Here is a 23,213-nt window from a genome sequence, read left to right as displayed (position 1 = left end):
GTCGCGGTCGGCGCAACCGCCTGCGGGAACGGCGTTCGGCTGAAGGGGCTGCGCCTAGGGGATTATGTTGGGGTTCGACGGTGGCTCGGGCGGGCGCGCCGGCTTGGCGCCGGTCTGGGCCGCGGCCTTGGTCGGCGGGGCCATGAAGTGGCGCGGAATCTGCTTGAGAACCGTGACCTTGGCGATTTTTCCAGGCCCAATCAGCCCGTTGGTCTCGCGCAGCACCGAGGCCTTCAAGCGCGCCTCGTCTAGGGCGACATAGCTGTCGGGGCGCGTGAAGGGCTTGGCGTGAGCCTCGCGGACCATGGCGTCGCGCAGCATCGGCTCCTTGCCCGCGAAAACCGTGACTGGCACGCCTGTGTTCAGGGTGATGCTCATATGCAGGAAGACGTAGTTGACCAGCTGGCCATTCGCGATGACCGGCAGGGCCATCGACTGCAGCGTGATGATCGGATCGACCTTGGCCCCGCCTTCCTTGCCCTTCTCTTCCTTCTTGGCCGAGCGCGCGAAGGCCGGCGTCGCCAGCAGGGCCAGCGAGGCTGTCAGGAGGGCGCGGCGTGAGGTGAGCGAGGGATGGGCCATGCTGCTGGCTTAACTAGGAAGGCTTGACGTTTGGTGACTTGCGCCGTTTCCAATCGCGTCGAGGACCATGAACTCAACCTTGAGAGCAATCCGTCACCCATACTCGCGACAAAGCTACACCGCTCGGTTAAACATGACCTTATGACGGCGCCATCCAGCCGATACAAACCACCCAAGCCGCCGCTGCGCTTCAGGACGTGGCCCCGATTTGGTCGCAGGGCGAGAGCTCGAGCCCCGGTTTACGGGGCAAGTAGAAAGGCCGAGACCTCGCGTCTCGGCCTTTCGCACGTCAGGCCCAATCTACCCGTGCAGCCAGCCCAGCCGCTCGGGGGTGATGTCCTTGCCCTTGAACAGGGCGCAGATCCCCTCGCCTTCCACGAACTCGCCGATATCGCGGACCGGCACGCCGGCGGCCATGGCGGCGGCCTGGAAGGCGGCTACGTCGGTAGGATCGACGGCGCAGACGATCTCGTAGTCATCGCCCCCCGAGGCCAGAGACATCCGCGCCTCGCCGGCTTCAGGTTGAGCGCTGAGCCAGTGGCGAGCGCCGGGTGACAGCGGCAGGCGGTCAAGGTCGACCTTGACCCGCAGGCCGCTGGCCTTGGCCACATGGGCGGCGTCAGCCAGCAGGCCGTCGGAGACGTCGGCGGCGGCGCGGGCATAGGCCTTCAGGGCGTCGCGGATGGCCAGGCGCGGCGGCGGCAGGCGATAGCGTCGCACCAAGCCGCCGTCGGGGTCCTCGACCTCGCCCCAGTGGGCTAGCAGGCCCAGCCAGCCGTCGCCGATCGTCCCCGACACCATCAGCCGGTCGCCGACCTGGGCGCCCTTGCGCAACACGGCGTCGCCGCTGGGCACCCAGCCCAGAAAGGTGGCCGAGACCACCATCGGGCCGGAGGTGGTCACAGTGTCGCCGCCCAGCAGGCTGACGTCGTAAAGTTCGCCATCCTCGGCCAGGCCGCGGGCGAAGGTCTCGCGATCCTGCAGGGTGGTGGCAGAAGGCCAGCCCACCGCCAGGAAATAGCCATAGGGCGTGGCCGCCTTGGCCGCCAGGTCAGACAGGTTGGTGCGCAGCAGCCGCTTGGCCACCACGTCCAGGTCCTCGCCGGCCAGGAAGTGCACACCCGCCACCATGGCGTCCTTGGTGATCACCAGGTCATAGCCGGGCCGCGAGGGCAGCACGGCGGCGTCGTCCAGCAGGTCCAGCGCGGCGGCGTCGCCCCGCGTCAACGGTCGCAAGAGGCGCTCGATCAGGCCGAATTCGTTGACCGCCAGCGCCTCGGCCGGCGACACGGCCTCGTCGAACCACGCGTCATCGACCGCCGCCGTTTCCGGCGTCGGCTCGGCGAACCAGTCGTCGTCAGCTTCTGGCGTCACGCGCGATAGCGTCCAGGGCGCCATTGATGAAACCTGATTCGGAACCCTCGAAGAAGGACTTGGCGATCTCGACATATTCGTCGATCACCACCTCCTTGGGTACGTCGGGGCGGTGCAGCAGTTCATAGGCTCCGGAACGCAGAATGGCGCGAGCGGTGGCGTCCAGGCGTTCCAGCTTCCAGTTGGAGGCCAGGCGCTTGACGATGGCCTGATCGACCTCGCCCTGGTGAGCCACCACGCCCTTGGCCAGTTCGGCGAAGAAAGTCTCGTCGGCGGCGGCCAGTTGGTCGCCGTCCGGACCATCGACGTCGCGGTCAAAGCGGTGCTCGGTAAATTCGCGGACCACGGCGTCGACGCCGACGCCCGAGACTTCCATCTGATACAGCGCCTGCACGGCGGCCAGGCGAGCCACGGAGCGGGGCTGGATGCGATCGCCCTTGCTCATCGCGCCAGTCCCAGCAGTTGACGCTTCAAGCCGATGATTTCCAGACACTCCTTGGCGGCCTTGCCGCCGCGATCGCCTTCCGAGACGCGAGCCCGGCTCCAGGCCTGCTGCTCTTCGTCGACGGTGACGATGCCATAGCCGATCGCCAGACGCTTGCCGAACGACAGGTCGTTCAGGCCCCGCGCCGTCTCGTTGGCCATGACCTCGGCATGGTAGGTCTCGCCGCGAATGATCGCACCCAGCGCCACGAACCCGTCATAGCGCACGCCGACGGGACGATGACCCGCCTCCTCGGCCAGGGCAATGGCGGTCGGGATCTGCATCGATTCGGACACGGTGATCACGTCGTACTCAGCGCCTTGGGCGTCGATCGCCTGCGCCGCACCCTGCAGCAACGCGTCGGAAAGCCCCGAATAACGACGGGCCTCCACGATCAGCAGGCGAATCTTGTCTTCCACCATAGTCCTCTGAACTCTCCTCGACGGGACCGGTCACTTCGCATCAAAAGGCGCCGTCGCAAAATCGAATCGTAAGCCCCGGCGGCCTCGCCGCCGAAATCAAATCGCAGAGTGCCGGCGTCGATGTCAAAACCGAATCGTAGAATGCGCCTATAGCTCGTCCTCGGCGACGTCGCTTAGGCCTTCCGCGCCGAGAAACTTCGCGAAGTCGCTGGTTTCCCGGAAATCGCGATAAACTGACGCGTAGCGGACATAGGCCACGTCATCGAGCGACTTCAGCGCCTTCATGACCATTTCGCCCACGGCCGACGACGGAAGCTCCGTCTCGCCCAGGCTTTCCAGCTGGCGGACGATGCCATTGACCATGCGTTCGACGCGCTCGGGATCGACCGGCCGCTTGCGCGTGGCGATCGAGATCGAACGCACCAGCTTCTCGCGGTCGAAGGGCGAGCGCCGGCCTGAGCGCTTGACGATGGTCAGTTCGCGCAGCTGCACCCGCTCGAAGGTGGTGAAGCGGCCGCCGCATTCAGGGCATAGCCGCCGTCGTCGGATGGCCGCCCCATCTTCCGACGGGCGGCTGTCCTTCACCTGACTTTCCATATGACCGCAGAACGGGCAGCGCATGATCTAGGCCCTCCCGCCCGACTTAGGTCTATTAGTTGTAGATCGGGAACCGCGCCGTCAAGGCCAGCACTTCCTCGCGGACCAGAGCCTCGATCTCGCCATTGCCGGTCGGACCATTGGCGGCCAGGCCATTCACGACCTCGCCGATCAGCTGGCCGACGCGGGTGAACTCGGCCGTGCCGAAGCCACGGGTGGTGCCGGCCGGCGTCCCCAGGCGGATGCCCGAGGTGACGGTGAACGGCGCGGTGTCGAACGGCACGCCGTTCTTGTTGCAGGTCATGTTGGCCCGTTCGAGGCTATGCTCGGCGTCGCGGCCGGTCACGCCCTTGGGCCGCAGGTCGACCAGCATCAGGTGGCTGTCGGTGCCGCCCGAGACGATATTGACGCCCTGCGTCTGCAGGGCCTCCGACAGCGCGCGGGCGTTGTCGATCACCTGCTGGGCATAGGCCTTGAACTCGGGGCGCAGCGCCTCGCCGAAGGCTACGGCCTTGGCGGCGATCACATGCTCCAGCGGACCGCCTTGCAGGCCGGGGAACACCGCCGAATTGACCTTCTTGATGATCGCCTCGTCATTGGTCAGCACCAAGCCGCCGCGCGGACCGCGCAGTGTCTTGTGGGTGGTGGTGGTGACCACGTGGGCATGGGGGATCGGGCTGGGGAAGGCGCCGCCAGCCACCAGACCCGCGAAATGGGCCATGTCGACCATCAGATAGGCCCCGATCTTGTCGGCGATCTGGCGGAACCGGGCAAAATCGATCTGGCGGCTATAGGCGCTGCCGCCGGCGATGATCAGCTTGGGCTGCTCACGCACCGCGACCTCTTCGACGGCGTCATAGTCGATCAGTTGGTCCTGCTGGCGCACGGTATAGGACACCGGCTTGAACCACTTGCCCGACTGGTTGGCGGGCGAGCCGTGGGTCAGGTGGCCGCCGGCCGCCAGATCCATGCCCAGGAAGGTGTCGCCGGGCTGCAGCAGCGCCATGAACACCGCCTGGTTGGCCTGTGAGCCCGAGTGCGGCTGAACGTTGGCGAAGCCCGCGCCGAAGAGCTGCTTGGCCCGCTCGATGGCGATGGTCTCGATCTCGTCGACATATTCGCAGCCGCCGTAGTAGCGCTTGCCCGGATAGCCCTCGGCGTACTTGTTGGTCAGGATCGAGCCCTGAGCCTCCAGCACGGCGCGCGAGACGATGTTCTCCGAGGCGATCAGCTCGATCTGGTTTTGCTGCCGAGCCAGCTCCAGGCCGATGCGATCGAAGATGTCGCGATCGATCGCGGCCAGATCAGCGCCGAAGAAGGCGTTCTTGTCGGCGGTGATGTTATGGGCCGGTGCGGTCATTGACGCTCTCCTGGGGCTGGGAGACTGAAGGATATCGATTTAGCGGACTTGGCGGGAGTTCGGTCGCGCTCTCTTTAACCCCCTTCGCGCCGCGATCAATCCGGGAACCACGCGTGGCGGGGACGCGTTGCGAAGGTAACCGGGTCAGCAGGGCTGGCATGCCGGGTGCCGGGCGATCTTAAAACACCAAGGTGGGATGGAATACGATGGCTTACGGCGAGGCTGAGACCAACGACGGCGACATCGACATCCTCGGCCTGAGCGCCAGCATCGTGGCGGCCTATGTCGCGCAGAACACCGTGGCCCGGACGGCGGTTCCCGACCTGATCCGCTCGGTTCACGAGACGCTTTCGGCGCTCGGGACCGCCGAGGCTGCGCTGGTCGTCGGCCGCGGCAAGCCGGCCGTGCCGGTCTCGCGCTCGGTGCAGCGCGACCACATCGTCTGCCTGGAAGACGGCCAAAAACTGAAGATGCTCAAGCGCTACCTTCGCACTCATTATGACATGAGCCCCGAGGACTACCGCCGCAAATGGTCGCTGCCCGGGGATTATCCGATGGTGGCCCCGGCCTATGCCGAACGGCGGTCCGACTTCGCCAAGCAGATCGGGCTCGGCAAGGGCAAGATGCGGGGGCGTTAGCGGCCACGAAAGTCCTTCCCTGTGGGCAAGGCGTCCGCATAGCGATCGGTGGGGGAGATTGGCGTCGCAGATCGTAGGGCCCGGCCATTGGTCGACCACGCCCCCCACCGTCGGCTTTGCCGACACCTCCCTCACAGGGGGAGGAATTGTGAAGTTAAGCCGCGTGGCCGCCCATGCGGGCGACGTTGCAATGCGCCCAAAGCTTCTCCATCGCGCCGACCAGCTTGCGCATCATGTCGTCGGTGTGGAACGGCGTTGGGGTGAAGCGCAGGCGTTCGGTGCCGCGCGGCACGGTCGGATAGTTGATCGGCTGGACATAGACGCCGTGGTCGGCCAGCAGCATGTCGCTGATCAGCTTGGTGTGATGAGGATCTCCAACCAACACCGGCACGATGTGGCTGTCGTTTTCCATCACCGGCAGGCCAGCGGCCTTGAACATCGCCTTCAAGGTTTGAGCGCGCTCCTGGTGGGCCTCGCGGACCTCCGGGTGCTGCTTGAGCCACCTGACGCTGGCCAAGGCCCCCGCAGTAAGCGCGGGCGGCAGCGAGGTGGTGAAGATGAAGCCCGAGGCCACCAGGCGAATGGCGTCGACCACCACGGTGTCGCCGGTGATGTAGCCGCCCATCACGCCAAAGGCCTTGCCCAGCGTACCTTCGATGATGTCGATCTGATCCATCAGGCCGTCGCGCTCGGCGACGCCGCCGCCGCGCTCGCCATACATGCCCACAGCATGGACCTCATCGAGATAGGTCATGGCGCCGTACATCTTCGCCAGAGCCACGGTGCCGGCCAGGTCGGCGATGTCGCCGTCCATGGAATAGACGCTCTCGAAGGCGATCAGCTTGGGCCGGTCGGCCGGCGCGGCGATCAGCAGCGCCTCGAGGTGGGCCAAGTCGTTATGACGGAAGATGTGGCGCTCGCAGCCGCCGTTGCGGATGCCGGCGATCATCGAGGCGTGGTTCTGGGCGTCGGAGAAAATGATCAGATCCGGCAGAATCTTCTGCAGCGCCGACAGGCTGGCCTCGTTGGAGACGTAGCCCGAGGTGAACAGCAAGGCCGCTTCCTTGCCGTGCAGATCGGCCAGCTCGGCCTCCAGCTCAACATGGTGATGGTTGGTGCCGGAGATGTTGCGCGTGCCGCCCGAGCCCGAGCCATGCTGGTCGATCGCCACGTGCATGGCGTCCAGCACGACGGGGTTCTGCCCCTGACCGAGATAGTCGTTCGAGCACCAGACCACGATGTCGCTTTCCGAGCCGTCCGGACGGGTCCAGGTGGCGCGCGGAAAGGCGCCGCGATGGCGCTTCACATCGGCAAATACCCGATAGCGGCCTTCATCGCGGATCTGATCGACGGCGCTGCGGAACGCGGCTTTGTAGTCCATGGCGTCTTCACACGACGGACTTCGACAAGTCCGATCGGTCCCTTCACAAGGCTTGGCTTTTCGCACCGGCGACGCCCCCTGTCCACATAAGGACGTCTACCTAACGGCAAATATCGCGCGAATGGACGCACGCTTTCGTCAGCGAACACGGCCACTTGCGAGCCAGTCGCGTCTCGCGATGGATCAGTTCAGCTCCGACAGCCTTCCGCGCAACATCTGCAGCACCGCCGAGAAGTCCTTTCCGCCAAATCCGTTGCCGTCGAACAGGGCGTACAGCGCCTCGGCCTGGGCCCCCATCGGGGTCGAGGCGCCGGCCCTGGCGGCGGCGTCCTGGGCCAGCTTCAGGTCTTTCAACATCATGGCGGTGGCGAAGCCGCCCTCGTACTGGCGATCGGCGGGGGTGGAGGGGCCGACACCGGGCACGGGGCAATAGGTCGAAACGGACCAGCACTGGCCTGACGACTTGGTGGCGATTTCGAAGAACCGGTCTGCGGCCAGGCCCAGCTTCTCGGCCAGGGCGAAGGCCTCGCAGGTTCCCAGCATCGAGATCCCCAGCAGCATGTTGTTGCAGATCTTGGCCGCCTGCCCCGCCCCCGGGTCGCCGGCATGGATCGTCACTCGCGACATCGGGGCCAGCGCGGCTTCCACGGCTGCGAAGTCGTCCGCCTCGCAACCGACCATGAAGGCCAGAGTCCCGGCCTCGGCGGCCATGATCCCGCCCGACACCGGCGCGTCGGCGAACCGAAACCCCGCCGCCCTCGCCTGGCCTGCCACGGCGCGAGCGCTTTCGACGTCGATCGTCGAGCAGTCTATCAACAGGGCCGTTTTCGGCGCATGGACCAGAATCTGGTCGCCATAGACGCCGCGCACGTGAGCACCGGCCGGCAGCATGGTGATCACCACCTCGGCGTCTGCCACCGCCTCAGCTACCGAGCCCGCCGCATGACACCCCGCCGCCACGGCTCTTTCCAGCGCCGCCGCCGACAGGTCGAATGCCGAGACGTGATGCTGGGCCTTGGCCTGATTGGCGGCCATGCCGCCGCCCATGTTGCCCAGCCCTATGAAGGCGATGCGGGTCATGTTCGAACTCCCAAATGCGAACCGCGCCTCATGGGGCGCGGTTCTTACCATTGCGTCTAGCGCGGTGCGTCCTTCGAGGCCTGCCTCGAAGGCGCCTCAAGATGAGGAATTCCTGGCAACGATGTTCCTCATCCTGAGGTGCGAGCCGAAGGCGAAGCCTCGAAGGACGCAAGGCGCCCTATCGCGCCCCGGCCGGCTTGCGGAACTTGTAGATGAACTGGTCGGTCTTGCCGCGGATCGACCGGTCGAAGACGCTGAGCTTGCGGGTGTCGTAGCCGTCGCGCAGCACGCGGCTCTCGCCCTCGAAGATGAAGCCGGCGGCGGTGACCTCGCGCTTCACGGCCTCGGGGTCGATGCGATGAAGGGTTTCGGTGTCGCGCAGGCCCGAGCCGGGCTCGGCCGAATGGTCCAGCACCAGATAGACGCCGCCCGGCTTCAGCGCCTTGAAGACCTGGCGGTTGACCACCATCAGGTCGGCCGGGCCCATGAACTTGTCGTGCATGTCGTGATAGTTCTGGGCGGTGAACACCAGGTCCAGTCGCTCGGGAGCGCCGAAACTGGGCAGGGTGTCGAGGATCACCGACACGTTGCGGTAGTTGGGGTCGGCGGCGATGGCCTTCACGGCCGGCTCGCGCTTGGCCAGCTTGGTCAGCTCGTCGGGCACATAGGCGTAGACATGGCCGCGCGGCCCGACGGCCTTCGAGAAGATGCGGGTGAAGTAACCGCTGCCCGGGATCAGGTCGGCGACCTTGGCGCCTGGCCTGACGCCGGCGAAGGCCAGGATCTGGCCCGGCAGGCGCAGCTCATCGCGGACCATGTCGGCGGCGGGGCGCGATGGGTCCGACAGCGCCATGGCGATATTGGCGGGAACGGCGGAGGGCGCATCGGCCGGCGGGGGCGGCGGGGCCTCCATCGGACCCATCGGCGTGGTGGCGCAGCCCGCCAGGGCGAGCACGGCGACGAGGCTGAGTAGCGGCTTACGCATAGGTATTCCTTCCGGCGGACATCTTCTTGTCGTGGGCAAGCTAGCGCACCAACCACGCTACGTCAGCGGCGACCATTCCTGATCGGCCGGAAGGGGCGCAAAAATCTCATCGAGCATCGCGTCGGTAACGCTTTCAAGCTGTGCCGGATCCCAGAGCGGGGCGTTATCCTTGTCGATGATCACCGCCCGCACGCCCTCGATGAAATCGTGCTTCTGGACCACGCGGGCGCCGATGCGATATTCCATGGCCATATTGTCGGCGAAGTCGGTCAGGGCGGCGCCGGTCTGCAGTTGGCGGAAGGCGACCTTCAGGGTCTGGGGCGACTTCGATTTCATCACGGCCAGTTGGGCCTTGCCCCAGTCGCTGCTGTCGGCTTCCAGGAATTCGAAGATCTGCTCGACGCTGTCGCCGACGAACAGGCGATTTAGGTCCTGCTCGATGCTGACCAGCGGGGCCTTGCCGGCATCGGCGCGGTACTTCTTCAGAATGTCGTCGATGCGACGCGGGTCGGCGACGATGGCCTTCTTCAACCCCTCGACCGCGCCGAACTCAACGAAGTGGGTGGCGACGCCCAGGCGCAGGCAGTCGGCCCCCTTGATCCGCGCCCCGGTCAGGGCCAGCCACAGACCAGCCTTGCCCGGCAGCCGCGGCAGGTACCAACCGCCACCGACGTCGGGGAACAGGCCGATGCCGGTCTCGGGCATGGCGAAGGTCGTGCGCTCGGTGGCGATCCGGTAATAGGCCGGCATCGAGATCCCGACCCCGCCGCCCATCACCACCCCGTCCAGCATGGCCACCACCGGGGTCTCATAGGTGAACAGCAGGTGGTTCAGCTGGTACTCGGTGTGGAAGAAGGCCCGCGCCTCGGCGCCGTCGCCCGCTCCGCTGTGGGCCAGCATGCGGATGTCGCCGCCGGCGCAGAAGCCGCGCTCGCCGCTGTGGTCGATGATGACCATCTCGATCTCGGGATCTTCCTGCCAGGCCAGCAGGCCGCCGATCATGATCTCGCACATGTTTTGCGTCAGGGCGTGCAGCGCCTGGGGCCGGTTGAGGGTCAACCGGCCGACGTTTTTCTGAACGCGGACGAGGACTTCGGGTTGGGCGTTCATACGGTGTCCCTGGATAGTTCGGGGTCTTCGACGGGCGCGCAGTCGAAACGGTCGATCTGGCCGGCGTACAGTCGGTAAAGAGCGTCCTGCGGCACGTCCAGCTCCAGGACTTCGCCCCGCAATAGGCTCGCATAGGCCCCACGCAGCAGGCGGCCGGCGATGCCGTGGCTGATGACGATCAGCCGCCGCTCGGGCTCGGTGGCCTGCTCGGCGAGCCAGTCCGACACGCGGGCCATGACCTGGTCATAGGTCTCGCCGCCGGGCGCGCCGAAGAACCACTGCCGGTCGGCGAAGACCTCGGGATGCTCGCGGGCCAGCTCGTCCCGCAGCCGGCCCTCCCAATCGCCGACGGTCAACTCCATCAGTCGATCGTCGAATTCCACGGGCAGACCGAGGCGCTCGCCGATGATCCCCGCCGTGTCCCGCGCCCGGCGCAAGGGGCTGGCGACGATCCGCCATGGCGCGGGCGGGTCGCGGGCGATCAGGTCCCCAAGCAGATCGCCCATCGCGCTGGCCTGGGCGCGGCCCAGGGGCGTCAGGTCCGATTCCATCTGCCCCTGCAGGCGCTGCTCGCGATTGAAGGCGGTCTGGCCGTGGCGACAGAGATAGATCACGGGACGCGTTCCAGGCTGCGAAGGCGCTCGGCATAGTCCGGAACGCGGCGGATGTCGCCTCGTCTCGACGCGTCCCATCGGACGCCCTGGTGGAATGGGCACGAATGCGCGTGCATTTTCGCTGGCGCCCGCGCGCCATGGCCGCTAACGGCGACGGTATGATCGAACCTCATTCCTCCGGCGGCTACATACTGGAAGAACTCCGCGTCGGGATGATCGCCGAAAAGCGCGTGGCCATCACCGAAGAGCGTATTCAGAAATTCGCCGAGGCCTCGGACGACTTCAATCCCGTCCACATGGACGAGGCCTTCGCGGCCAAGACCGCCTATCGCGGCCGGATCGCCCACGGCCTGCTGTCGGCCTCGTTCGGCTCGGCCCTGGTCGGCACCATCCTGCCGGGCGCGGGCGCGATCTATCTGTCCCAGACCCTGGCGTTCCACAAGCCGGTGCGGATCGGCGATGTCGTGATCTCCCGCGTCACGGTCGCCGCCATCGACGAGGTCAGCGCACGGGTCACCCTGAACTGCGAAGGCTTCGTCGGCGACGACCTGATCATGGGCGGCGAGGCGATCGTCCGGGTCCCGCGCCGCCGCCGGGCCAAGGCCTGACTCTCGCGGACTACTGCCGGAACATCTCGCGAGCGATGATCACCCGCATGATCTCATTGGTGCCTTCCAGGATCTGGTGAACCCGGAGATCCCTGACGATGCGCTCCAGCGGATAGTCCTGCAGATAGCCGTATCCGCCGTGCAATTGCAGGGCGTCATTGGCCACCTGGAAGCCGGCGTCGGTGGCGAAGCGCTTGGCCATGGCGCAGAGCTTGGTGGCTTGCGGGTCGTTGTTGTCCAGCGCGTGGGCGGCGCGGCGGACCATCAGGCGGGCGGCCTCCAGCTCGGTGGCCATGTCGGCCAGCTTGAACTGCAGGGCCTGGAACTCCTTCAGCGGTTTGCCGAACTGATTGCGGGTCTCGAGATAGGCCTTGGCGGTGTCGAGCGCGAAGGCCGCGCCGCCCAGCGAGCACGAGGCGATGTTCAGCCGTCCGCCGTCCAGGCCCATCATGGCGAAGCGGAAGCCCTCGCCTTCCTGGCCAATGCGGTTGGCGATCGGCACACGGCAGTCGTCGAAGTTCACCGCCGCCGTTGGCTGGGCGTTCCAACCCATCTTGCGTTCGTTGGCCCCGAAACTAAGGCCGGGCGTCCCCTTCTCGACCACGAAGGCCGAGACGCCCTTGGCGCCGTCCGCGCCGGTACGGGCCATGACCACATAGAGGTCCGAGACGCCGCCGCCCGAGATGAAGGCCTTGCCGCCGTTCAGCACATAGTGGTCGCCGTCCAACCGCGCCGTGGTGCGCATGCTCGCGGCGTCGGAGCCCGCGCCCGGCTCGGTCAGACAATAGCTGGCGATCAGGTCCATGGTGGTCAGGCGTGGCAGGTAGCGCTGGCGCAGGGCGTCCGAGCCGAACCGGTCGATCATCCACGAGGCCATGTTGTGGATGGTCAGATAGGCCGCCGTCGGCACGTCGCCATAGCTGAGGGCCTCGAAGATGATCGAGGCGTCGAGGCGCGAAAGCCCGCTGCCGCCAACGTCGTCCTGAACATAGATGCCGGCGAAACCCAGGCCGGCCGCCTCGCGCAGCACATCGACCGGGAAGTGCTTGTGCTCGTCCCACGCGGCCGAGTGCGGGGCAAGCCGTTCCGCCGCGAAGCCCGACGCCATGTCCTGGATCGCGCGCTGATCCTCGTTGAGTGCGAAATCCATGCGCGAAATCCTCCTGTGCGGGCAGAGTGAACCCCACCACCTTCTTATCCGCTGACCTGCCGCGCGGCGGCGAGTGTGTCAATCATATCCCACTCACTGACTTTGAATGCCGCAGCGCGGAGAAAATCGCGAACCAAAGGCTGCGGGCTCTTGATCCTTAACCCTCACCGCCTCAGATCATCCGGCACCGGAGGCGTCGTATTTTCGTCATGCGCAAGTTCATTGCTTTCTTCGCCGTGCTCGCGGCCATGTTCGGTATCGCCACGGCCCCCGCTCAGGCGGCCGACATGGGCGTATGGCGCAACCCGCACGACAGCGTGCGCGTCGATATCCGCAGTTGCGGCGCCAGCACCTGCGGCTATGTGGTCTATGCCAGCCCAAAGGCCCAAGCCGACGCCCGCAAGAGTGGCTACAACACCCTGATCGGCCAGCAGTTGCTGCGCGACTTCGAGCCGGCCGGCCATGGCAACATGCGCGGCAAGGTCTTCGTGCCGACCCTGAAGGTCACCTTGAACGGCACCGCCGAGTTCCTCGACGCCCACACCATGAAGGCCAAGGGCTGCGTCCTGGGCAATGTGCTGTGCAAGTCGCAGATCTGGACCCGCATCGACGGCGTCCAGCAGGCCAGCAACGCCACGACCTACGCGCCTTAAGCACGCGACCGGTCTTGCCTCGCGCCCGCTCTCGCGCGAAACCCTAGACCATGACCACACCGCCGCTTGCCCCCTACCCCGCCACCCGCCTGCGCCGCCTGCGCCAGGCCGACTGGACCCGCCGCCTCGTGCGCGAGACCGAGGTTCGCCCGTCCGACTTGATCTGGTCGATGGTTGTGCATGAGGGCGAAGGGACCATCCCCGTGGCCTCGATGCCGGGAGTCGAACGCCTGTCGGTCAAGGACGCCGCCAAGGCCGCCGTGCGAGCCCGTGACCTCGGCATTCCCGCCATCGCCATCTTTCCGCACATCGACGGCTCGCGGAAGGACGCAACGGGTTCGATCGCCGCCGATCCCGACGGCGTCATCCCCCGCGCCGTCAAGGCCATGAAGGACGCCGCCCCCGAGGTCGGCATCATGTGCGACGTGGCGCTCGACCCCTTCACCGACCACGGCCACGACGGCGTGGTCGAGGGCGGGCGCATCCTCAACGATCCCACCATCGAGCGGCTGATCGAACAGGGCCTGATGCAGGCTGAAGCGGGGGCCGACATCCTGGCCCCCTCCGACATGATGGACGGCCGGGTCGGCGCCCTGCGCGCGGCCCTGGAGGGCGCGGGTTTCCAGGACACCATGATCATGTCCTACGCCGCCAAATACGCCTCGGCCTTCTACGGCCCCTACCGCGACGCCATCGGCTCGGCCAAGCTGTCGGCCGGCCCCAATGGTCAAGGATTGGGCGATAAGAAGACCTACCAGATGGACCCCGCCAATACCGAGGAGGCGATCCGCGAGGTGGCCCTCGACATCGCCGAAGGGGCCGACATGGTCATGGTCAAGCCGGGCATGCCGTATCTGGATATCCTGCGCCGCCTGGTCGAGGAATTCCGCATGCCCACCTACGCCTTCCAGGTGTCGGGCGAATACGCGATGATCAAGGCCGCCGGCATGAACGGCTGGATCGACGAGGAGCGGGCCATCCTCGAGAGCCTGACCGCTTTCAAGCGGGCCGGCGCCGCGGGCATCATCAGCTATTTCGCGCCATGGGCGGCCGAGAAGCTGGGCTGAGTTCGGGCCGCCGCTGGGCGCCCTCGCGCGCGAGCCAAAACAGGCGTAGTCTCGGGTCCAGTGTTCGGCCCGAGGCCGCGTACGACGGCCCGAGACCGTGCCCATGGAGGTAACGCGATGGACGCCGACTTCAACGACGCCGGAAAACCCGATCTGCTGGCCCACGAGCAGACCTATCACGGATTCAGCATCCTGCTGCGATGGTGCATGCTGGGATTGGCCACGGTCATCTCGGCCCTGACCGTGTGTTTCGCCACGCCGGGCGGCTTCCTGGGGGCGGTCGCCGTAGGGATCGCGGTGTTCGCGGTCGGCTACGCCATCCTGGTGCGCCACGAGGAGAAGCAGCCCTTGAGCCTCTGGGTCGAGGGGCGGTAGTCGCCCACCGCGGCGGGCGTCCTGGATCGTTCCGAGGCGCCCGGCCGCGCGAACGCTTCGATCCACGCCGACCTTGGCGACAGTCGCCCGTGCTGAAGGGGGCGGCGGAGGAGCAAATCCTTCCCTCAGGGAGGATTTATGGCTACCGCTCAGTCGCCTTCATCAACGCGGCCAACCGGTCTTTCCACAGGGCCGCGATGGTGTGGCTGCCATGGCCGCGCGTCTTCTCGGACGCTGGCAGCAGCACGAACGTCCCATGCTTCAGCCGCTTGGCCTGGACCTCGGCGATGCCCAGTTCCGGCGGGTTGATGAAGTCGTCGGCCGAATTGATCCACAGCACCGGCTGGGTGATCGACTCCAGCCTTGGCGACGGGTTGTAGTTCCGCGACGCGGCCACCTGGTAGATCAGGTCGTTGGCGTCCAGCGCCGACAGGCGAGCGGCGAAATAGTCGTCGACGAACTTGTCGGCGGCGTCACGGGTCGGCTGAGCGATCTGGGTCGGCAATGGCGCGAGGCCGGCCACCATCAGCAGGCCCAGGGCGGTGCGCAGGCCTTCCCTGGGCTCCTGCACATAGTCGCCGCCCTTCCAGGCCGGGTCCTGGGTGACGGCGTCGATCAACAGCTTGCGCCAAATCCGGTTGCGGCCGGCGATTTCGTTGGGCAGACAGGCGAACGGAGCCAGGGCGTCGGCGAAGTCAGGGTAGGTCTCGCCCCAGACGAAGCCATGCATGCAGCCCATGGAGGTCCCAAGCAGGAGCCGCAGGTGATCGACCTTTAGCCCCTGGGTCAGCAACAGATACTGCGCCAGGACCATGTCGTCATAGTCGTACTTGGGAAACTTGGCGCGCAGGCCGTCACTGGGCTTGGACGACTGGCCGTGGCCGATGCCATCCGGCAGGATCACATAGTACTCGGCCGGATCCAGCAGGCCGCCAGGCGCCATAAGCGTGTCGGCGAACGCCGGATTGAGGAACTGTTTGCCCGTGCCGCCGGTGCCATGCAGCACCATGACCGCATTGGTCACATGGCCGGCAGCGTCGCGCTTGGGCTCGCCGAACGTGGTGTAGTGCAGCCTCAACTCCGACAGGGTCTCGCCAGAACGGAACTTGAAGTCCCGCACCACGAAGTTGCCTCCCTTGGGCGCGATGGCGGGCGCGGCCCAAGCAGGCGCTACAATGGCGGCGGAGGCCAGGAACGCGGCGCAGGCCGCCAGAGCAGTCGCAAGCTTGCGCATGGTCTACTTCTCCAACCGGGCCACGAGGCTGGACGTATCCCAGCGATTTCCGCCCGAGGCCTGAACCTCACTGTAGAAGGTATCGACCATCGCCGTGGACTCCAAGCGCGCGCCGTTGCGGGCCGCCTCGTCCAAGGCGATGCCGAGATCCTTGCGCATCCAGTCGACGGCGAAGCCGAAGTCGAACTTGCCCTCCGCCATCGTCGCCCAACGGTTTTCCATCTGCCAGGATTGGGCCGCGCCCTTGGAGATCGCGGCCAGCACGTCATCGGTCGGCAGGCCGGCGCGCTTGGCGAAGTGCAGGGCCTCGGCGACGCCCTGAACCAGGCTGGCGATGGCGATCTGGTTGCACATCTTGGTCAGCTGGCCCGTGCCGACCTCGCCCATCCGCCGGATGGCCTTGGCATAGGCGTCGATGACCGGCTCGATCCGCGCGAAGGCGGCGGCGTCGCCGCCCGCCATGATCGTCAGCTGACCGTTCACCGCGCCGACCTGTCCGCCCGAGACCGGCGCGTCGATGAAGAACCGGCCGCTCTGGCCCGCCAGTTCGGCCATCTCGCGCGCAACGACGGCCGAGGTGGTGGTGTGGTCGACGATCACGCCCGCCTCGCCCATCGCCGGAAGCACCCTCGCCGCAACGCTGCGGACGTCGTCGTCATTGCCCACGCACAGCACCACCAGCTCGCAGCCTCCGACAGCTTCCTCGACGGTCTCAAAGGCCGCGCCGTAATGCTCGGCGGCCCAGCGACGGGCCTTGTCGGGGCTGCGATTGAAGACGGAAACCTCGTGGCCGGCGGTCTTCAGGTGGCCCGCCATCGGGTAGCCCATCACGCCCAGACCGATAAACGCCGTTTTCATGCCGCCAACTCCCTGTGAAAGCGGGTCCGACATCGCCCTTCCCGGCCCTGATCGCAACGCCATTTTAACGTCCAGGCCTCAGGTTCCATCGAACTGGGTTAAGCAGGCTTAAGCACCATGGCGGTCAGCGGCGAACAGCCGATCATCATCAAGAAGGTCAAGAAGGTCGTCGGTGGGGGTCACCACGGCGGCGCCTGGAAGGTCGCCTATGCCGACTTCGTGACCGCGATGATGGCCTTCTTCCTGCTGATGTGGCTGCTCAACACCACCAGCCCCGAACAGAAGGCAGGCATCGCCGACTATTTCGCGCCGGCCTCGATCTCGTCCAGCACCAGCGGCTCGGGCGGCATTCTGGGCGGCACCTCGCTGGGCGACGACGGCGCCAAGGCCGACGGCAAGATGTCGGTGATCCAGCAGATGGCCCCCGAGGCCCCGACCGAAACCACCAAGGACGGCCAGAGCTCGACTGCCGCCAGCCTCGACTCGGCCAGCGAGCAAGCCCTGCGTGACGCCCTGGCCAAGAAGGAGCAGGACAGTTTCGCCTCGGCCGCCCAATCGCTGCGCCAGTCGCTGCAGGACATGCCGGAGCTGGCCGAGCTGTCGAAGCAGATCATGATCGACCAGACCCCCGAGGGCCTGCGCATCCAACTGATCGACCAGGACGGCCGCTCGATGTTCAAGGAGAACTCGCGCGAACCTAACGACCGGGCCCGGATCCTGCTGCGCGCCGTGGCCAAGGTGATCAACCAACTGCCCAACCGCATCACCATCTCGGGGCACACCAGCGCCAGCCCGGACGGCAAGCGCGCCGACAGCGACTGGTCCCTGTCGGCAGAACGCGCCGACGCCTCGCGCCAGGTGCTGCGCAGCGTGGGCGTCGACGAAGACCGCATCTACCAAGTGTCGGGCAAGGCCAATTCCGAGCCGCTATATGCGGACGACCCCACTCTGGCGGGCAACCGACGTATGTCCATCGTGCTTCTGCGCGAAAAGCCAGTGCTTCCCGATGGCCTCTGACCAGACCTGTGGCGCTAAGCCGCTCTTGGCTGCGGCGCAGCTTGCGCAAGCCTCACAGATACCGCCTAATCGCTTATCAGCCCCCAACCGGGCTCCCTAGAGGAACAGGCGCTTTCCGTGACGCAGCATTTCCCCACGCGACAGCTGCGCTTCTTCCTGACGGCGCCCACGCCGTGCCCGTATCTGCCGGGCCGCGAGGAACGGAAAGTCTTCGCCCACCTGCCGCTGTCCGATGGCCCGACCGTCAATGACAGCCTGACCCAGGTTGGCTTCCGCCGCTCGCAGAACATCGCTTACCGCCCCGCATGCGAGACCTGCCGGGCCTGCCAGTCGGCCCGCGCACCGGCCGGCGAATACGTCCTTTCGCGCTCGGAGCGCAAGGTCCTGGGCCGCAATAGCGATCTTCAACGCCACCTGGTTGAGGCCGAGGCGACGCTCGAACAGTTCGAACTGCTGCGCCGGTACCTGCTGACCCGCCACGCCGACGGCGGCATGGCCGAGATGACCTGGCCCGACTATGTGGCCATGGTCGAGGACACGGCGGTTCGCACCCACCTTATCGAATACCGTTTGCGCTCTCAGGATCGGGGCCCTGGCGACCTGATCGCCTGCGTGCTGGTCGATGTGCTCGCCGACGGCCTGTCGCTGGTCTACAGCTTCTACGACCCCACCCAGGTCAAGCGCAGCCTGGGCTCGTTCATCATCCTGGACCATATCGTCCAGGCGGGCGTGAACAGCTTGCCCTACGTCTATCTCGGCTATTGGGTGCCAGGCAGCGAGAAGATGGCCTACAAGGCCCGCTACTCGCCGCTGGAGATCCTCAAGCCCGGTGGCTGGGCTCTGATGTCGGCCCGCGAACGCGGCGCCCGTCCGCCCAAGCCGCTCAGCGGCGGCGGGACTCGCAACGCCGGGGTTGAGCTCAGCGACGCCGAACCCGCCGAGCTGGCGGGTTTTCCCGCGCCGGGTAAGCCTTAGCGACGATTGGGGACAGGCGCATGCGCCTGCCCCAGCCGCGGATCACCGCGCGAAGCTGACCCCGCCGTCCACGGTCACCGCCGAGCCCGTCACATAGTCACCGGCCCGCGAGGCCAGGTAGATTGCCGCCCCCGCCATGTCCTCAGTCGTGCCGATGCGGCCGGCCGGGATGCTCTTGGACACCGCGTCGGAATGGTCACGAGCCACCTTGTTCATGTCGGACGCAAAGGCGCCGGGCGCGATGCAGCTGACGGCGATGTTGTCGGGGGCCAGGCGCAAGGCCATGCGCTTGGTCATGTGCAGCAAGCCAGCCTTGGACGCGCCGTAGGGATAGGTCTCCTCATGCGCCACCGACTGGCCGTCGATCGAGGCGATGTTGATCACCTTGGCCACATGATCCTTGCCCGCCGCCCGCAGGTGGCCAATCAGGGCCTGGGTGAGGAAGAACGGGGTCTTCATGTTGAGATCGACGACCTTGTCCCAGCCACTTTCAGGAAACTCGTCGAAGGGTGCGCCCCAGGCGGCGCCGGCGTTATTGACCAGGATATCGAGCTTGTCCTCGCGCTCGGCGATCCGCGCCACCAGGCCGTTGATGCCTTCCAGCGTCGAGACGTCGGCCGGCAGGGAGATACATTCGCCAATCGCCGACAGCGCCTCGGCGGCGGCGTCGCAGGCGGCGGCCTTGCGGGCCGAGACATAGACGCGGCGGGCTCCGTAGGTGAGGAAGCCCTCGGCGATCATCTTGCCGATGCCGCGCGAGCCGCCGGTGACCAGGGCCACGCGGCCCTTCAGGGAAAACAGGTTCTGCATCATGGTGGTGTCTCTCAGAAGCTGCGGCTGGCGGCGAGCGCGCCCAGTCGCTGGGTGATTTCGAAGAACTCGGCGACGGTCTCGTCGATGATCTGGGCGGCGGGCTTCACTTCGTCGATCAGACCCACCGTCTGGCCGGCCAAGGCGGGCGCCGCCTCCATGTCGCCGCCGAAATAGACGCCCAGAATGCCCTTGAGGGCGTCGGGCGGCATCAGGCCGGCGTCGTGGATCTCACGGGTGCGCTCCGACTTGAGGGCGCGGATGCACGGGCTGGCCTTCTTGTTGAGGATCCAGGTGCCGGTCTCCTTTGCCCCGGTGATCGCGGCCTTGTAATTGTCATGCACCGGGCTCTCGGCGGCGCTGACGAAGCGGGTGCCCATCTGCACGGCCTCGGCCCCCAGGGCGAAGGCGGCGGCCATGCCGCGTCCGTCGCAGATGCCGCCGGCGGCGATCAGCGGCACGTCGACCCGGGCGCGGATGGCCTGCAGCAACACCAGGGTCGAGACCTCCTCAGGGTTCTTGAAGCCCCCGCCCTCGGCGCCTTCGACCACCAAACCATCGATCCCCGCTTCGGCGCACTTGACCGCCGCATCGACCGTCGGCACGGCGTGATAGACGATGATGCCGGCCTCCTTCAGTGGTCCGATGAACTTGGCCGGGCTGCCCGCCGAGGTGGTGACGAACTTCACCCCGCTCTCGCAGACGAAGCGCAGCATGGCGTCGTCCTTGAGAAACAGGATCGGCAGGTTGACCCCGAACGGCAGGCCGCTGTCAGCCATCTTGCGGATCTCGGCCTTGCAGTTTTCGGTCTCGCCGGACGAGGTCTCGATGATCCCCAGACCTCCGGCCCGCGAAACCGCGCTGGCCAACGGATAGCGTGCGATCCAGCCCATCGGAGCCTGGACGATCGGATATTTGGCGCCCGTGTGGGCGAGCACTCTATTGGTCATTTGTCGCGTGCTTCCGGGATCAGCAGCACCCGACCGACAGCCTGACGGCTCTCGATATAGGCGTGGGCGGCGGCAGCTTCCGACAGCGGGAAGGTGCGGTCGATCACCACCTGCAGCTCGCCGCGCGCGGCCTCGTCAATCAGTTGCTGGATCATGTCGTGGACGCGGTCGGTCATGATCTCGGCGCCGAGGAACACGCCGGTCAGCGAGCGGTTGCCGCCCATCAGCGAGGAAACATCCACCTTGGTCGGCTCGCGCCCGGCCATGCCGACCAGCGAGATGCGGCCGCGATAGCCCAGCGCCCCGATACTGCCCTGCAGGGTCGAGCCGCCGACCGGATCGACCACCAGATCGACGCCCTTGCCGCCGGTCAGCTTCATCACCTGCTCGACCACGTCGTCGCGGCTGTAATTGATGCCGTGGTCGAGGCCCAAGGCCTTGAGCTTCTCCAGCCGCCCGTCGCTGGAGGCGGTGGCCAGCACCGTGGCCCCGGCCCGCTTGGCCAGCTGGATCGCGGCGATACCGACCGCTCCGGCCCCGGCCTGGACCAGCACGGTCTCGCCGGCCTTCAGATGTCCGGCCCCGAACAGGCACTCGTGCGCCGTGCCGAACGGCACAGGGATGGCCGAAGCCTGCCGGATGTCGAAACCGTCGGGGATGGGCCAGGCGTTGCGGGCCGGCACGCTGCGCAGCTCGGCGTGCGAGCCGAAGGCGTTCACGGTCACGACCTTCTGGCCGACCTTCAGGTGCGTGACCTCGGCCCCGACCTCGATGATCTCGCCGGCCGCCTGGTAGCCAACGATGTGCGGGCTACCAGCCATCGCTCCGCCGCCGCGATTGAGGGTGTCGCCGCCCTCGATGCTGACGGCCTCGACGCGGATCACCACGCCGCTGGGATAGCAGGGTGGATCGACGACGTCCTCGTAGCGAAAGACGTCCGGCGAACCGGTTTCGTAATAGACGGCGGCCTTCATGGGGCGCTCCCTAAGTCTTGTTTTTGTTAGCCAGCTTGCGCCAGCGGCTTATTTCGCCGGATCGACCAGGGCCTGGTAGACCAGGGTGGCGGCGTCATCGTCGATATGCTTCAGGGACGGGTCGAACTCCTTGGCCAGGATGTGGATCATGCCCAACATGAAGAGGTCGTTCTTCGGGTCGATCCAGAACCAGGTCCCCGCCGCGCCGCCCCAGCTGTAGCTCCCCTCGCCCTGAAGCGTGCCGGCCCGCGCCGGATTGGCGACCACCGCGAAGTCCAGGCCAAAACCCACGCCCTTGGCCAGCGAGAACGAGGCGTCCGGCGCGCCCATCACGATGTCGGACAGGTGATTGCTGGCCATCAGCTTGATCGTGCCCGGGGCCAGGATCCTCTTGCCGTCTAGTTCGCCGCCATTCAGTAGCATCTGGGCGAAGCGCGCATAGTCCGCCGTGGTCGAGACCAGGCCGCCGCCGCCCGAGGCCACGGCCGGAGGCTTGGTGACATCCAGCACCATGAAGTTGTCGGCCGCGATCAGCTTGCCGGTCTTGGGATTGGGCACATAGAGCGCGGCCAGGCGATCGGCCTTTTCGGGCGGCATCCAGAAGGCGGTGTCGGTCATTTTCAGCGGGTCGAAGATCCGGGTCTTCATGAAATCGGCCAGGCTCATGCCAGACAGACGCTCGATGATCAGGCCCTGGATGTCGACCGAGACGCTGTAGCGCCATTCCGTGCCCGGCTGGCTGGCCAGGGGCAGCTTGACCAGGGTGTCGAGGAAGGCCTGGCTGGTCTTGGAGCTCAGCAGACCGCTGTCGCGGTAGGCCTTTTCGACCGGTTGATCCGTGCGCAGACCATAGGCGAAGCCGCCGGTGTGGCTCATGATCTCGCGCAGGGTCGGCGGGCGCGAGAGGGGCTCGGTGACGAAGGTCCCGTCGGCGTTCTGGCTCTTGTAGACCCGCAGGTTGGCGAATTCCGGCACATATTGGGTGACCGGATCATCGAGACGCCACTTGCCCTCCTCGAACAGGATCATCATCGCCACGCCGGTGACAGGCTTGGTCTGTGAATAGATCCGGAAGACCGTGTCCTTGGTCATCGGCGCGCCGTCGAAGGCCTTCTTGCCGAAGGCCTCGTAGCTGACGATCTTGCCGTGACGGGCCACCATCGTGACCGCGCCCGGCACGTGGCCGCCATCGACCAGCGCCTGCATGTGGACGTTCAGGTGCTTGAGGCGCTCGGACGAAAAGCCTTCCGCCTCGGGACTGGCCGTGGCCAGGATCGCCGCAGGGGCCGCGTTCGCCACACTCCACGTCGGGGCGCCCGTCAGGCTCAGGACGGCCAGGGCCGCCGCCATCATCAACCGAACTCGCATCCGCCACTCCCCGAACAGTTGTTTGAGAGCACCTTAGCTTGGTTTAACGATGCGGCAATGACGGCTGTGCGCTCTCCGAAGGCCATTGCCCGGCACCCGTCCTTGCGGCTATGGAGAACGCCCCGTCGCCAAGGCGGATTGGCCGGTTTAGCTCAGCTGGTAGAGCAGCGGTTTTGTAAACCGAAGGTCACGGGTTCGATTCCTGTAACCGGCACCACTTCCGTTCCTAGGCCCCCAGCAGCGCCTCATACCGGGCGACGTTTTCGGCCAGCCAGCCGCGCAGGCGTTCCAGCTCGCTGATGTGGACGTGGGTCTCATCGATCGTCTCGCCATCGCCGGTCCTGGAGCCGACGTGCAGTTCGCCGTTGCGCATCGCCGTCAGCCGCGCCTCCAAGGCGTCCTGTTCCTGCTTGTGTCGCTCGACGACACTCTTGAGTTCGGCCTTGTCCATACTGGGTCTCCACGCTTGAGGACCAAGCTTACGACCGCCGCTCCCGTCCGTCGATCAACGCCTGACCAAAGGGCAAAAAAAAGCCCGGCGCGAAGG

General features: G+C 66.5%; 26 protein-coding genes and 1 tRNA gene. 8 read left to right on the top strand and 19 right to left on the bottom strand.

Annotation, left to right across the window (positions count from 1 at the left end; translation table 11 throughout):
* Positions 1-54: 54 nt before the first annotated feature.
* From ACP7AG_RS09565 to glyA, 6 genes are all read right to left on the bottom strand, one after another.
* On the bottom strand, positions 55-582 hold the full coding sequence (locus tag ACP7AG_RS09565; protein WP_426012303.1) for a hypothetical protein: 528 nt from the start codon (positions 580-582) through the stop codon (positions 55-57).
* A 300-nt stretch (positions 583-882) separates the two neighbouring features.
* The gene (gene thiL, locus ACP7AG_RS09560) at positions 883-1,980 is read right to left on the bottom strand and encodes a thiamine-phosphate kinase (protein ID WP_426012304.1); all 1,098 of its coding nucleotides are present in this window, start codon (positions 1,978-1,980) and stop codon (positions 883-885) included.
* Positions 1,940-2,401, bottom strand: a complete 462-nt coding sequence (nusB, locus tag ACP7AG_RS09555; RefSeq protein WP_426012306.1) for a transcription antitermination factor NusB — start codon at positions 2,399-2,401, stop codon at positions 1,940-1,942. The genes thiL and nusB overlap by 41 nt, the downstream gene beginning before the upstream one ends.
* Positions 2,398-2,862 carry a 6,7-dimethyl-8-ribityllumazine synthase gene (locus tag ACP7AG_RS09550; RefSeq protein ID WP_426012307.1) on the bottom strand — a complete coding sequence of 155 codons (465 nt, stop codon included), beginning with the start codon at positions 2,860-2,862 and terminating at the stop codon, positions 2,398-2,400. Before ACP7AG_RS09550 ends, nusB begins: the two co-directional genes overlap by 4 nt.
* A gap of 147 nt (positions 2,863-3,009) precedes the next feature.
* Positions 3,010-3,483: a transcriptional regulator NrdR gene (gene nrdR, locus ACP7AG_RS09545; protein ID WP_426030650.1), complete on the bottom strand. Its 474-nt coding sequence runs from the start codon at positions 3,481-3,483 to the stop codon at positions 3,010-3,012.
* Positions 3,484-3,514: 31 nt separating this feature from the next.
* Positions 3,515-4,819 (bottom strand): serine hydroxymethyltransferase, encoded by a 1,305-nt coding sequence (gene glyA / locus ACP7AG_RS09540; RefSeq protein ID WP_426012311.1) that lies wholly within the window; start codon positions 4,817-4,819, stop codon positions 3,515-3,517.
* 206 nt (positions 4,820-5,025) lie between these two features.
* Between glyA and ACP7AG_RS09535 the strand changes: the two genes are divergently transcribed.
* A complete protein-coding gene (locus ACP7AG_RS09535; RefSeq protein WP_426012313.1) occupies positions 5,026-5,457 on the top strand; it encodes a MucR family transcriptional regulator in 432 nt (143 codons plus the stop codon).
* Between the two features lie 154 nt (positions 5,458-5,611).
* On the opposite strand, the gene hemA is transcribed toward ACP7AG_RS09535, so the two are convergent.
* The 5 genes from hemA to ACP7AG_RS09510 all read right to left on the bottom strand — a co-directional run bounded on the left by hemA (position 5,612) and on the right by ACP7AG_RS09510 (position 10,627).
* Positions 5,612-6,838: a 5-aminolevulinate synthase gene (hemA, locus tag ACP7AG_RS09530; RefSeq protein ID WP_426012315.1), complete on the bottom strand. Its 1,227-nt coding sequence runs from the start codon at positions 6,836-6,838 to the stop codon at positions 5,612-5,614.
* 183 nt (positions 6,839-7,021) lie between these two features.
* Positions 7,022-7,918 carry a 3-hydroxyisobutyrate dehydrogenase gene (gene mmsB, locus ACP7AG_RS09525; RefSeq protein ID WP_426030649.1) on the bottom strand — a complete coding sequence of 299 codons (897 nt, stop codon included), beginning with the start codon at positions 7,916-7,918 and terminating at the stop codon, positions 7,022-7,024.
* A 178-nt stretch (positions 7,919-8,096) separates the two neighbouring features.
* Complete coding sequence (locus ACP7AG_RS09520) at positions 8,097-8,903, bottom strand: class I SAM-dependent methyltransferase (protein WP_426030648.1); 807 nt, start codon at positions 8,901-8,903, stop codon at positions 8,097-8,099.
* A 57-nt stretch (positions 8,904-8,960) separates the two neighbouring features.
* Positions 8,961-10,013 (bottom strand): enoyl-CoA hydratase/isomerase family protein, encoded by a 1,053-nt coding sequence (locus ACP7AG_RS09515; RefSeq protein ID WP_426030647.1) that lies wholly within the window; start codon positions 10,011-10,013, stop codon positions 8,961-8,963.
* Positions 10,010-10,627, bottom strand: a complete 618-nt coding sequence (locus ACP7AG_RS09510; RefSeq protein WP_426030646.1) for a histidine phosphatase family protein — start codon at positions 10,625-10,627, stop codon at positions 10,010-10,012. The genes ACP7AG_RS09515 and ACP7AG_RS09510 overlap by 4 nt, the downstream gene beginning before the upstream one ends.
* Before the next feature lie 158 nt (positions 10,628-10,785).
* On the opposite strand from ACP7AG_RS09510, the gene ACP7AG_RS09505 reads away from it, so the two are divergent.
* On the top strand, positions 10,786-11,235 hold the full coding sequence (locus ACP7AG_RS09505; RefSeq protein WP_426012324.1) for a MaoC family dehydratase: 450 nt from the start codon (positions 10,786-10,788) through the stop codon (positions 11,233-11,235).
* A gap of 10 nt (positions 11,236-11,245) precedes the next feature.
* Here ACP7AG_RS09505 and ACP7AG_RS09500 read toward each other — a convergent pair whose 3' ends face one another.
* Positions 11,246-12,385, bottom strand: a complete 1,140-nt coding sequence (locus ACP7AG_RS09500) for an isobutyryl-CoA dehydrogenase (protein WP_426030645.1) — start codon at positions 12,383-12,385, stop codon at positions 11,246-11,248.
* 209 nt (positions 12,386-12,594) lie between these two features.
* Here ACP7AG_RS09500 and ACP7AG_RS09495 point away from each other — a divergent pair, with 209 nt between their 5' ends.
* From ACP7AG_RS09495 to ACP7AG_RS09485, 3 genes are all read left to right on the top strand, one after another.
* On the top strand, positions 12,595-13,038 hold the full coding sequence (locus tag ACP7AG_RS09495; protein ID WP_426012328.1) for a DUF2147 domain-containing protein: 444 nt from the start codon (positions 12,595-12,597) through the stop codon (positions 13,036-13,038).
* Between the two features lie 50 nt (positions 13,039-13,088).
* Positions 13,089-14,105 carry a porphobilinogen synthase gene (hemB, locus tag ACP7AG_RS09490; RefSeq protein WP_426030644.1) on the top strand — a complete coding sequence of 339 codons (1,017 nt, stop codon included), beginning with the start codon at positions 13,089-13,091 and terminating at the stop codon, positions 14,103-14,105.
* Between the two features lie 117 nt (positions 14,106-14,222).
* Positions 14,223-14,480, top strand: coding sequence for an aa3-type cytochrome c oxidase subunit IV (locus tag ACP7AG_RS09485; protein WP_426012332.1), 258 nt, complete (start codon positions 14,223-14,225; stop codon positions 14,478-14,480).
* Positions 14,481-14,622: 142 nt separating this feature from the next.
* Here the strand turns inward: ACP7AG_RS09485 and ACP7AG_RS09480 are convergent, their stop codons facing one another.
* Positions 14,623-15,714, bottom strand: coding sequence for an alpha/beta fold hydrolase (locus tag ACP7AG_RS09480; protein WP_426030643.1), 1,092 nt, complete (start codon positions 15,712-15,714; stop codon positions 14,623-14,625).
* Between the two features lie 3 nt (positions 15,715-15,717).
* Positions 15,718-16,605 (bottom strand): NAD(P)-dependent oxidoreductase, encoded by an 888-nt coding sequence (locus tag ACP7AG_RS09475; RefSeq protein ID WP_426030642.1) that lies wholly within the window; start codon positions 16,603-16,605, stop codon positions 15,718-15,720.
* 84 nt (positions 16,606-16,689) lie between these two features.
* Between ACP7AG_RS09475 and ACP7AG_RS09470 the strand changes: the two genes are divergently transcribed.
* Complete coding sequence (locus ACP7AG_RS09470; protein WP_426012337.1) at positions 16,690-17,589, top strand: flagellar motor protein MotB; 900 nt, start codon at positions 16,690-16,692, stop codon at positions 17,587-17,589.
* 117 nt (positions 17,590-17,706) lie between these two features.
* The gene (locus ACP7AG_RS09465) at positions 17,707-18,564 is read left to right on the top strand and encodes an arginyltransferase (protein WP_426030641.1); all 858 of its coding nucleotides are present in this window, start codon (positions 17,707-17,709) and stop codon (positions 18,562-18,564) included.
* Positions 18,565-18,606: 42 nt separating this feature from the next.
* On the opposite strand, the gene ACP7AG_RS09460 is transcribed toward ACP7AG_RS09465, so the two are convergent.
* The 4 genes from ACP7AG_RS09460 to ACP7AG_RS09445 are packed head-to-tail and all read right to left on the bottom strand — an operon-like array spanning position 18,607 to position 22,666.
* Complete coding sequence (locus ACP7AG_RS09460) at positions 18,607-19,374, bottom strand: SDR family oxidoreductase (RefSeq protein ID WP_426030663.1); 768 nt, start codon at positions 19,372-19,374, stop codon at positions 18,607-18,609.
* Positions 19,375-19,388: 14 nt separating this feature from the next.
* On the bottom strand, positions 19,389-20,324 hold the full coding sequence (locus tag ACP7AG_RS09455; protein WP_426012341.1) for an NAD(P)H-dependent flavin oxidoreductase: 936 nt from the start codon (positions 20,322-20,324) through the stop codon (positions 19,389-19,391).
* Positions 20,321-21,298, bottom strand: coding sequence for a quinone oxidoreductase family protein (locus ACP7AG_RS09450; protein WP_426012343.1), 978 nt, complete (start codon positions 21,296-21,298; stop codon positions 20,321-20,323). Before ACP7AG_RS09450 ends, ACP7AG_RS09455 begins: the two co-directional genes overlap by 4 nt.
* Before the next feature lie 48 nt (positions 21,299-21,346).
* Positions 21,347-22,666 (bottom strand): serine hydrolase domain-containing protein, encoded by a 1,320-nt coding sequence (locus tag ACP7AG_RS09445; protein WP_426030640.1) that lies wholly within the window; start codon positions 22,664-22,666, stop codon positions 21,347-21,349.
* 141 nt (positions 22,667-22,807) lie between these two features.
* Here ACP7AG_RS09445 and ACP7AG_RS09440 point away from each other — a divergent pair.
* Positions 22,808-22,883: transfer RNA gene (locus ACP7AG_RS09440), tRNA-Thr, on the top strand.
* Between the two features lie 9 nt (positions 22,884-22,892).
* On the opposite strand, the gene ACP7AG_RS09435 is transcribed toward ACP7AG_RS09440, so the two are convergent.
* Entirely contained in the window at positions 22,893-23,117 is a 225-nt protein-coding gene (locus ACP7AG_RS09435; RefSeq protein ID WP_426012346.1) for a hypothetical protein, read from the bottom strand.
* Positions 23,118-23,213: the final 96 nt, after the last annotated feature.

This window comes from Caulobacter sp. DWP3-1-3b2 (genome assembly GCF_049896325.1).
In the GTDB taxonomy this organism is placed as follows: domain Bacteria; phylum Pseudomonadota; class Alphaproteobacteria; order Caulobacterales; family Caulobacteraceae; genus Caulobacter.
This window is presented reverse-complemented; position numbering and strand designations above follow the sequence as displayed.

What these genes read in the sequence shown, in the direction of transcription:
- ACP7AG_RS09565 (WP_426012303.1), bottom strand. Translation starts at nt 582, where the DNA reads ATGGCCCATCCCTCGCTCACCTCACGCCGCGCCCTCCTGACAGCCTCG.
- thiL (WP_426012304.1), bottom strand. Translation starts at nt 1,980, where the DNA reads ATGGCGCCCTGGACGCTATCGCGCGTGACGCCAGAAGCTGACGACGAC.
- nusB (WP_426012306.1), bottom strand. Translation starts at nt 2,401, where the DNA reads ATGAGCAAGGGCGATCGCATCCAGCCCCGCTCCGTGGCTCGCCTGGCC.
- ACP7AG_RS09550 (WP_426012307.1), bottom strand. Translation starts at nt 2,862, where the DNA reads ATGGTGGAAGACAAGATTCGCCTGCTGATCGTGGAGGCCCGTCGTTAT.
- nrdR (WP_426030650.1), bottom strand. Translation starts at nt 3,483, where the DNA reads ATGCGCTGCCCGTTCTGCGGTCATATGGAAAGTCAGGTGAAGGACAGC.
- glyA (WP_426012311.1), bottom strand. Translation starts at nt 4,819, where the DNA reads ATGACCGCACCGGCCCATAACATCACCGCCGACAAGAACGCCTTCTTC.
- ACP7AG_RS09535 (WP_426012313.1), top strand. Translation starts at nt 5,026, where the DNA reads ATGGCTTACGGCGAGGCTGAGACCAACGACGGCGACATCGACATCCTC.
- hemA (WP_426012315.1), bottom strand. Translation starts at nt 6,838, where the DNA reads ATGGACTACAAAGCCGCGTTCCGCAGCGCCGTCGATCAGATCCGCGAT.
- mmsB (WP_426030649.1), bottom strand. Translation starts at nt 7,918, where the DNA reads ATGACCCGCATCGCCTTCATAGGGCTGGGCAACATGGGCGGCGGCATG.
- ACP7AG_RS09520 (WP_426030648.1), bottom strand. Translation starts at nt 8,903, where the DNA reads ATGCGTAAGCCGCTACTCAGCCTCGTCGCCGTGCTCGCCCTGGCGGGC.
- ACP7AG_RS09515 (WP_426030647.1), bottom strand. Translation starts at nt 10,013, where the DNA reads ATGAACGCCCAACCCGAAGTCCTCGTCCGCGTTCAGAAAAACGTCGGC.
- ACP7AG_RS09505 (WP_426012324.1), top strand. Translation starts at nt 10,786, where the DNA reads ATGATCGAACCTCATTCCTCCGGCGGCTACATACTGGAAGAACTCCGC.
- ACP7AG_RS09500 (WP_426030645.1), bottom strand. Translation starts at nt 12,385, where the DNA reads ATGGATTTCGCACTCAACGAGGATCAGCGCGCGATCCAGGACATGGCG.
- ACP7AG_RS09495 (WP_426012328.1), top strand. Translation starts at nt 12,595, where the DNA reads ATGCGCAAGTTCATTGCTTTCTTCGCCGTGCTCGCGGCCATGTTCGGT.
- hemB (WP_426030644.1), top strand. Translation starts at nt 13,089, where the DNA reads ATGACCACACCGCCGCTTGCCCCCTACCCCGCCACCCGCCTGCGCCGC.
- ACP7AG_RS09485 (WP_426012332.1), top strand. Translation starts at nt 14,223, where the DNA reads ATGGACGCCGACTTCAACGACGCCGGAAAACCCGATCTGCTGGCCCAC.
- ACP7AG_RS09480 (WP_426030643.1), bottom strand. Translation starts at nt 15,714, where the DNA reads ATGCGCAAGCTTGCGACTGCTCTGGCGGCCTGCGCCGCGTTCCTGGCC.
- ACP7AG_RS09475 (WP_426030642.1), bottom strand. Translation starts at nt 16,605, where the DNA reads ATGTCGGACCCGCTTTCACAGGGAGTTGGCGGCATGAAAACGGCGTTT.
- ACP7AG_RS09470 (WP_426012337.1), top strand. Translation starts at nt 16,690, where the DNA reads ATGGCGGTCAGCGGCGAACAGCCGATCATCATCAAGAAGGTCAAGAAG.
- ACP7AG_RS09460 (WP_426030663.1), bottom strand. Translation starts at nt 19,374, where the DNA reads ATGCAGAACCTGTTTTCCCTGAAGGGCCGCGTGGCCCTGGTCACCGGC.
- ACP7AG_RS09455 (WP_426012341.1), bottom strand. Translation starts at nt 20,324, where the DNA reads ATGACCAATAGAGTGCTCGCCCACACGGGCGCCAAATATCCGATCGTC.
- ACP7AG_RS09450 (WP_426012343.1), bottom strand. Translation starts at nt 21,298, where the DNA reads ATGAAGGCCGCCGTCTATTACGAAACCGGTTCGCCGGACGTCTTTCGC.
- ACP7AG_RS09445 (WP_426030640.1), bottom strand. Translation starts at nt 22,666, where the DNA reads ATGCGAGTTCGGTTGATGATGGCGGCGGCCCTGGCCGTCCTGAGCCTG.
- ACP7AG_RS09435 (WP_426012346.1), bottom strand. Translation starts at nt 23,117, where the DNA reads ATGGACAAGGCCGAACTCAAGAGTGTCGTCGAGCGACACAAGCAGGAA.